Here is a 7,883-nt window from a genome sequence, read left to right on the forward strand (position 1 = left end):
TGCGGGATTCTCAAATTAACTGCAATTGCAGGGAAGGCCTCGGCCGGTGGGCTTGAGCAGTTCGCCCTGCGGCTTGGTTAAACGGAGCCAGTCCGCCCAGTTATCTGGCTGGAGCACGACCACCTGACGATCATGGTAGGGCGCGACGTCCGGCCCTGGACTCGTCGTCAGCATCGTGAAGGAGGCTGGGTGATTGCCCTGGGCCTCACGCCATAGCCCGGCGATGGCCATGAAGGGGCTCCGATCAGGCTGAAGCGATGTTTGGTTTTGGGGTACTTCTTGCCGGTGAAGAAGAAGGCGCTGACCGGGACGAGGCAGCGCTTGCTGTCGGCGAAGTCTCGCCCTTCCGATCTAAAATTGAAGACCGGCCCACCCCTGGGCCCCGATGGCGGGAAGCTGAAGTTCATCTGGACGAGTTCGATCATGTCGCCGGCCGCACGCATGACCGGTCCCATATCGTTGATCCTGATATCGTCCGCCTGGGGCAGATCGAGTTCTGTCTGTTGCGTTGGTATCTCCAGCTCCAACGCCTGCATCATCTGGCAGTATTCAACCCAGCGAACGTGTTGCTCATAGGCATTGCACATCCGGTAAGGATAGCGTGAACTTCAAAATCTTTCGAGGGGTGGGGCGTCTTCCTCCGGAACCGGACTGTCGGCGAAGCTGAAGCCCCGCGGTGCGGGTCTTCACCCTCCGGGCGTCCATCCCTGACGCGGGCAGGGGCATTCGTGCAGTTGGGGGGAGTGCTTCTGAGATGCTGAGGGCGATTTTGGCGTGGGTAGAGAGGCGGCGTGCGATCCGTCGCCGATGGCGGGAAGACGCCAGGCGCCTCGTCCGTCTCCACGGCCCGACTGCCTATTATGAGGCACAACGGCTTGCCGCAACATCCCGCGCGATCGAAGACGGCCAGTTCCTCCACTGGGCAAAGGTAGCTGCCGAGGTGGCGCGGATAGAACCGTCGGCCGAGATGGATATCGACGTCGTCCGGTCGATTGTCGATCACGAACTTCGTCATCGAGTTCATTCGGATCCTGAGCCATGACACGAAGAGGCGGGTCGCCGCGACAATACTGAGGGCACGTCAAGCCCGGTCTCTGCAATGGCTCTCTGCTACCGGGAAGGATGCGACTGGGTGCGGATCCATCCACGCGCAGGTCCGCCCCCGCTTGCTGTGCTGGCTTCCTGGTCCAGGTCCGTCCTCCTCCAATCAACCCACAAGGGGTCCGCTACGCGAGCGTGCGGCCGCTGCGGCTTCGCCTGTGCGGTGATTGCGGCCGGGCCCCGGACCCGACGGGCACCAGAGCGGGGATCGGCCCCGCCCATGGACGGAGCCCTTCAATGTCGCACGATCTTTCACTCGCACAGAACCATGCCTGGAACCTCGCCCGCACCCTGATGGTGCCGGTTATTCTCTTCAAGGTCGACGACGAATACGGCGTCATGCCCGCCGACGAACTCGACGACGCCGAAATCGAGCCGCTCTTCGAATACGATCCCTACCAGGGCGGTCGGCCGGCTCATTGAGCCGGCCTTCCTCGCGCGCCAAGCGCCCGGCCGTCTGAAGGCCGGGTTGCGCGTCGCATCGTCCTTTCCCTGCTGGTGGCGGGACGCCACGAGCCCTTATTGGGACGAGGTTTTGCCGCTTGCGCCGGGAAGCCCGCAAGGGAGGCTGCGCCGCCCCGGCAAGCCGGTGCGCCCCTGCGGCCTTCCGGCTTCGCGGCCGACCTCGAGGCCTGCCGGAAAGGTAGACAAACAGATCTGGACAAGGAAAGGGCCGGACGCCCCGCGGCGCCGGCGGGATTGACCCATGGAGCAGCATGAAATCGAGACATTGCGAGACACGGTGCCCTGCGCTGCCGTGCTCGCGCGCGAGGGCTGGAAGGTGGACGTCAAGGAGAGCACCGCGCGCGCCGTGAAGTACCGACGCGGCGAAGGTGAGATCATCATCGTCATCCATAACGGCAGGGGCTGGTTCGATCCGCTGTCGGACGCCAAGGGCGACGTCTTCACGCTCGCAGGTCACTTGGCCGGTATCGCCTTTCCGGCGGCCGTCGAGGCGGTTCGCAGTCTTGTCGACCATGTTCTGGCCACGCCGTCCTGGAGCCGCCCGAAACGCACAGGCACTCCTCTTTCGATCACTGAGCGATGGCGGCGTCGGCGACCACCGACCATCGGATCGCGCGCCTGGCGATATCTGGCAGATGAGCGTGCGATCCCGATATCCATTCTGCAGGCCGCTATCGCACAAGGCCTGCTGCGCGAGGGTCCGAGCGGCAGCATCTGGACGGCGCATGTCGACCAAACCAGGCAACTGATCGGATGGGAAGAACGCGGCCCGCAGTGGCGTGGCTTCTCCACCGACGGAGCCAAGGAACTGTTCCGCCTCGGCAACGAAGCAGCGCTTCGGCTCTGCGTCACCGAGGCGGCGATCGACGCCATGAGCCTTGCCGCGCTCGAGAGGATGCGCGCTGACACCCTCTACGTCAGTACCGGGGGCGGGTGGTCGCCCGCCAGCGATGCCGCGATCCGGGCGATCGCCGCGAACGCCGACATGTTGATCGTCGCGGCCACCGACAATGATCGGCAGGGCGAGATCTATGCCGGTCGTCTGCAGCAGATCGTGCGCGAGACCGGGTGCCGATACGAGCGGCTGCGGCCTTCCACGCAGGATTGGAACAGCGATTTACAAGGACGGGGGGATAGGAAACCCGGGAATGGAGGGGGAAAGGAGAGCGGAATCGCTGCCGCATGCCCGGCCGTCGCGTCAAGGGAGGCTGCGCCCGGCTTGCGCCGGCCCTTGACCCGCCGGACCGGAGAGGCGGCCGCGCGAAGGGGTGATGAGAAGGCATGAAGATGATGATCCGGTCGGGTGGACAGGATCGCGCTTGATGCCGACGGACGACAGGAGCCGCCATGATCACCCAAACCCCATTCCGCAAGGTCTTCGAGGGCATCGCCTCGCGCCACCAGATGTTCCAGATGTTCGATCGCCATGGCCAGGCGCCGATGAGCAAGGCACGCCTCACCGGCCGGCTCTATGATGGGGAATGGTTCGAGATCGGCCGGGCCGAGCATGACTACATGTTCGAGATCCTGCCGCCGCTCTGGACGCGCGGCGACATGTTCGCGCTGCGCGAGTTCATGACCGGCGCGATCACCAGCGTCTTCTTCGCGCTCTCGATCGATGGCCGCATCCGCTATTTCCACGCCTATTGCGATATGTCGGCCAAGGGTTCGGCCGCGCGCCTGCGCGATGTGATCATCGAGCGGGAATCCCGCCCGGTGCGTGCCATGACGCGCACGGAGCGGCTCGACCACATCTGGAGCACGACCCATGCCGACTATCGCGGCTATGCGGGTGAGCGCTGGCCAGAGCGTGACCGTGGCGCTCGCACCATCACCGTCTACGGTGGCCCGCAGGGCACGGTGCTGAAGCTGCTCGACGACCTCACCGAGGCCCAGATCAGCGCCAAGCTGCCGGTCCATCTTCGCTACCTGCCCGCCGCAATTGCAGCCTGATCGGAGGCTGTGATGTTCACATTTCCTATTCTCGGCGTTCGCAAGGTGATCGAGCGCGGCAAAGCCGATGCCGCCGCCAATGGGGGATTTCGCAATCCCTACTACGGCATCAAGCCCGGCAAGGATGAAAAGCCGGGACTCTGGCTGGTCGGTGACCAGGGGGTCTACATCATGTCGAACGGCAAACTCGCCGACGGCGCCCGTCCGCTCGTGGTCTATTCGGACGAGTGCCATCCTATCGGCAATCCGGACTGGTGGCATTACAAGCACCGCCATTTCGGCGGTGACGACGGCATCGAGTTCCTCGACGCCGACAGACTGATCCCGATGTTCGATCGGAACATGCGCTGCACGCATCTGCGTGTGCAACTGACCGAGACCGAAGTCTCGCTGTCGCTGATCGCCCGCTAGTCCATCCCACACGCTCACCAGCTCTCCACGCGGCCGCAAACGCCGGTCGCGTGAACGCGCTTGCCCAATTCCAGGAGATTTATCCCATGTCCCATGACGACCCCTTCACACTCGACCTGTTCGGCAATACGGCACTGTCCTCGGGGCTCAGCCTCGGCGTGACCGCCTTTTCCGACAGTCCGGCCAATGATCCGGACGATGACGATCCGTCCCCGCAGTCTTCCGCGCGCGCCGTGCCCGCCACGGCGGACACGCAACTCTCGCGCAGGGCACCGAAGGGCGAAAACTTCCATCTCGCCGGCATGCGCGGCCTCGCCAGATCCTGGCGCGATCGCGCCCGCGACAATCTTGTGGCGATCCGGCTCGCCGCCGATCTTCTTGAAGAGCAGCGCTCGGCGACCACCGCGGAGCAGGCGGCGCTGATCAGGTTCACCGGCTTTGGAGCTTCCGAACTGGCCAATGGTGTGTTTCGTCGGCCGGGGGAGGACGGCTTTCGCAAGGGCTGGGAAGAGATCGGCGTCGAGCTGGAAAGCGCCGTCGATGCCGGCGACTATGCCTCGCTCTCGCGCTGCACCCAGTATGCCCACTTCACCCCCGAATATATCGTCCGGGCCGTCTGGTCGGGCCTGCAGCGGCTCGGTTTTCGCGGCGGCCGTGTGCTCGAGCCGGGCATCGGAACAGGGCTTTTTCCGGCGCTGATGCCCGATGATCTGCGGGACGCTTCGCATGTGACCGGGATCGAGATCGACCCCGTTACCGCCCGCATTGCCCGGCTTCTCCAGCCGCGGGGCAGGACCCTCAATGCCGATTTCGCCCGGATCGACCTGCCGCAGCACTTCGACCTGGCGATCGGCAATCCGCCCTTCTCCGACCGGATCGTGCGAAGCGACCGGGCCTTCCGCGCGCTCTCGCTCAGGCTGCACGACTTCTTCATCGTCAAGGCCATCGACCGGCTGAAGCCCGGAGGTCTCGCCGCCTTCGTCACCTCGAGCGGCACGATGGACAAGGCCGATAGCAGGGCGCGCGAGCAGATCGTACGACAAGCCGATCTGGTCGCCGCCATCCGCCTGCCCGAGGGCAGTTTTCGTGCCGAAGCCGGCACCGATGTCGTCGTTGACATCCTGTTCTTCCGCAAGCGAGGGGAGGGTGAAGCCGCCGGCGACGTCGCCTGGCTCGACCTCGTGGACGTTCGCGCCGCCACCGAGGACGAAGGCGCGATCCGCGTCAATCGCTGGTTCGCCGAACATCCCGACCTGGTGCTGGGGGACCACGCCTTGCGGCGCGGCATCTACGGTCCCGACGAAACCTATACCTGCCTTCCGCGCGCCGGCGTCGATCTCGATGCAGCCCTGACCACGGCCGTCCTTGCCCTTCCGGAGGCACTTTATGATGGCGAGCCTGAAAACATTGAGGCTGACGCCGGGGACGAGGGCGTACCCGATGTCGCCACGGCAGGCGAAGCCTCTATCCGTGAGGGCAGCTATTTCATCGGCAAGAACACCGCCCTGATGCAGATGGTCGACGGCGAGGCCGTAACCATCGCCGTCAGGAAGGGCAGGCGTTCGGACGGTGTCTCGGAGAAACACGCCCGCATCATCCGCAAGCTAATCCCGATCCGTGATGCGGTGCGCGAGGTGCTGAAACTCCAGGAATGCGACCGGCCGTGGAAGCCGGCCCAGGTCAAGCTGCGCATTGCCTGGTCGAACTTCGTGCGCGCGTTCGGGCCGATCAACTTCACTACCGTCTCGACCACGGAGGATGAGGAATCCGGCGAAGTGCGAGAGACGCATCGCCGTCCCAATCTCCAGCCGTTCCTGGACGATCCCGATTGCTGGCTGGTGGCGTCGATCGAGGACTATGATCTCGAGACCAATACGGCCAGACCCGGGCCAGTCTTCACCGAGCGCGTGATCGCGCCTCCGCCGCCGCCCGTCATCAGTTCGGCCGCCGATGCCCTTGCCGTGGTGCTGAACGAGCGCGGTCATGTCGATCCCGACCACATCGCCGAACTGCTGCACCGCGACGTGGATGAAGTGATCGCCGAACTGGGCGATGCCATCTTCCGCGATCCTGCCGATGGGTCGTGGCAGACGGCGGATGCCTATCTCTCGGGTGCCGTCCGCTCGAAGCTGGAGGCCGCAGAGGCCGCCGCGGCGCTCGATCCCGATTTCTCTCGCAATGTCGCGGCTTTAAAGGAAGTCCAACCGGCCGATCTGCGGCCCTCCGACATCACCGCCCGTCTCGGCGCCCCCTGGATTCCGGCGGCCGATATCGTCGCCTTCGTGAGGGAGACGATGGAAGCCGACATCACCATCCACCACACGCCGGAACTGGCCTGCTGGACCGTCAATGCCCGCCAGCTCGGCTGGAGCGCCGCCGGCACGACGGAATGGGGAACGCATCGCCGCGATGCTGGGCAGCTTTTGTCCGACGCGCTCAATTCCTCCATCCCGCAAATCTTCGACACCATCAAGGACGGCGACACGGAGCGGCGCGTCCTCAATACGGTCGAGACCGAGGCCGCCAAGGAGAAGCTGCAGAAGATCAAGACGGCGTTCCAGACGTGGATCTGGTCCGATCCGGATCGCACCGACCGATTGGCGCGGCTCTACAACGACACCTTCAACAACATCGCCCCACGACACTTCAACGGGGACCACCTCCAGCTTCCAGGCGCCTCGGGCGCCTTTTCTCTTTATGGGCATCAGAAACGTGCGATCTGGCGCATCATCTCGGCTGGCTCGACCTATGTCGCCCACGCCGTCGGCGCCGGAAAGACGCTCTCGATCGCGGCCGCGATCATGGAGCAGCGCCGGCTCGGGCTCATCAACAAGGCCATCCTGGTCGTTCCCGGCCACTGCCTGGCGCAAGCCGCGCGGGAGTTCCTGGCGTTCTATCCGAATGCGAGAATTCTCGTCGCCGACGAGACCAACTTCGTCAAGGAGAAGCGCCATCGGTTCTTGTCGCGCGCGGCAACCGCGAATTGGGACGCGATTATCATCACCCATTCGGCGTTCCGCTTCATCTCGATACCCTCGTCCTTCGAGCAGCAGATGATCCAGGACGAGCTCGAACTCTACGAGGACCTGCTCACCAAGGTCGATCGCGAGGACCGGCTTTCGCGCAAGCGTATCGAGCGCATGAAGGAGGGGCACAAGGAGCGGCTCCAGGCACTGTCGACCCGCAAGGATGATCTGCTCACCATATCCGAGATCGGCATCGACCAGATCATCGTCGACGAGGCGCAGGAGTTCAGGAAGCTCTCCTTCGCCACCAACATGTCAACGTTGAAGGGCGTCGATCCGAACGGTTCGCAGCGGGCCTGGGACCTCTATGTGAAGTCCCGATTCGTCGAGACGAAAAATCCGGGCAGGGCGCTGGTGCTCGCTTCCGGCACCCCGATCACCAACACGCTCGGCGAAATGTTCACCGTACAGCGCCTGATGGACAACGCGTCGCTCGCCGCACGCAGGCTGCACGAGTTCGATGCCTGGGCATCGACCTTCGGCGACACCTCGACCGAACTCGAATTGCAGCCATCGGGCAAATACAAGCCGGTCACGCGCTTTGCCCAGTTCGTCAACGTGCCCGAGCTGATCGCCATGTTCCGGTCATTCGCGGACGTGGTCCAGCCCGCCGACCTGCGCACCTATGTCAAGGTGCCGGAGATCGCCGGCGGCAAGCGCCAGATCATCACCGCCGAGCCGACCCCTGCCTTCAAGGCCTATCAGCGCCATCTCGATCAGCGCATCAAGGCGATCGAGGAGCGCGACGGGTCGGCGCAGCCCGGCGACGACATCCTGCTCTCGGTTATCACCGACGGTCGCCATGCCGCGATCGACCTGCGCCTGGTCATGCCGGCCATGGATAGCGAGGACGGCAACAAGCTCAACGCGCTTGTCCGCAACACATTTCGCATCTGGCAGGAGACGGCGACAAGCGAATATCTCCGC

5 protein-coding genes and 1 pseudogene are annotated in these 7,883 nt (G+C 64.4%); 5 read left to right on the top strand and 1 reads right to left on the bottom strand.

Annotation, left to right across the window (positions count from 1 at the left end; translation table 11 throughout):
- Window positions 1–15: 15 nt before the first annotated feature.
- A pseudogene (locus GN330_RS22485) lies at window positions 16–587 on the bottom strand (SOS response-associated peptidase family protein).
- Window positions 588–1,338: 751 nt separating this feature from the next.
- Here GN330_RS22485 and GN330_RS22490 point away from each other — a divergent pair.
- The 5 genes from GN330_RS22490 to GN330_RS22510 form a co-directional block, all read left to right on the top strand.
- Window positions 1,339–1,524, top strand: a complete 186-nt coding sequence (locus GN330_RS22490) for a hypothetical protein (protein ID WP_093037073.1) — start codon at window positions 1,339–1,341, stop codon at window positions 1,522–1,524.
- 283 nt (window positions 1,525–1,807) lie between these two features.
- The gene (locus GN330_RS22495) at window positions 1,808–2,851 is read left to right on the top strand and encodes a DUF3991 and TOPRIM domain-containing protein (RefSeq protein ID WP_156715815.1); all 1,044 of its coding nucleotides are present in this window, start codon (window positions 1,808–1,810) and stop codon (window positions 2,849–2,851) included.
- 62 nt (window positions 2,852–2,913) lie between these two features.
- A complete protein-coding gene (locus GN330_RS22500) occupies window positions 2,914–3,519 on the top strand; it encodes a DUF1419 domain-containing protein (RefSeq protein WP_156715817.1) in 606 nt (201 codons plus the stop codon).
- 12 nt (window positions 3,520–3,531) lie between these two features.
- A complete protein-coding gene (locus GN330_RS22505) occupies window positions 3,532–3,930 on the top strand; it encodes a DUF3085 domain-containing protein (RefSeq protein WP_156715819.1) in 399 nt (132 codons plus the stop codon).
- A gap of 86 nt (window positions 3,931–4,016) precedes the next feature.
- The coding region (locus GN330_RS22510; RefSeq protein WP_156715821.1) for an N-6 DNA methylase at window positions 4,017–7,883 on the top strand (3,867 nt) is incomplete at its 3' end.

This window comes from Nitratireductor arenosus, assembly GCF_009742725.1.
GTDB lineage: Bacteria > Pseudomonadota > Alphaproteobacteria > Rhizobiales > Rhizobiaceae > Mangrovimarina > Mangrovimarina arenosa.

What these genes read in the sequence shown, in the direction of transcription:
- GN330_RS22490 (WP_093037073.1), top strand. Translation starts at nt 1,339, where the DNA reads ATGTCGCACGATCTTTCACTCGCACAGAACCATGCCTGGAACCTCGCC.
- GN330_RS22495 (WP_156715815.1), top strand. Translation starts at nt 1,808, where the DNA reads ATGGAGCAGCATGAAATCGAGACATTGCGAGACACGGTGCCCTGCGCT.
- GN330_RS22500 (WP_156715817.1), top strand. Translation starts at nt 2,914, where the DNA reads ATGATCACCCAAACCCCATTCCGCAAGGTCTTCGAGGGCATCGCCTCG.
- GN330_RS22505 (WP_156715819.1), top strand. Translation starts at nt 3,532, where the DNA reads ATGTTCACATTTCCTATTCTCGGCGTTCGCAAGGTGATCGAGCGCGGC.